1 rRNA gene is annotated in these 314 nt (G+C 52.9%); it reads left to right on the top strand.

The window, feature by feature from the left end:
* Positions 1-180 precede the first annotated feature (180 nt).
* Positions 181-296, top strand: a 5S ribosomal RNA gene (rrf, locus tag PSSD_RS26080).
* Positions 297-314 lie beyond the last annotated feature (18 nt).

The following is a 314-nucleotide window of genomic DNA, read 5'->3' as shown; positions in this document are numbered from 1 at the left end:
AGTTCACCGGATTTTAGATTTAGTTTTGTTCTGCGGACATGAGTCCGAAGGATTTTGCGCTGAAGCAAGGCGCCGACCGAGACGGAACGAAGGAGCATACACAAGTATGTGACTGAGTAACGCGAGAGAAGGCAACGCCGCATCAGCACAAAAGACACAGGACAGAACACAAAGAATTTGCCTGGCGGCTGTAGCGCGGTGGTCCCACCTGACCCCATGCCGAACTCAGAAGTGAAACGCCGTAGCGCCGATGGTAGTGTGGGGTCTCCCCATGCGAGAGTAGGGAACTGCCAGGCATCAAACAAGTAAAAAAG

It is taken from the genome of Type-D symbiont of Plautia stali (assembly GCF_001485335.1).
In the GTDB taxonomy this organism is placed as follows: domain Bacteria; phylum Pseudomonadota; class Gammaproteobacteria; order Enterobacterales; family Enterobacteriaceae; genus Pantoea; species Pantoea vagans_C.
The sequence above is the reverse complement of the archived record's forward strand: the minus strand, read 5'-3'. Positions and strand labels throughout refer to the sequence as shown.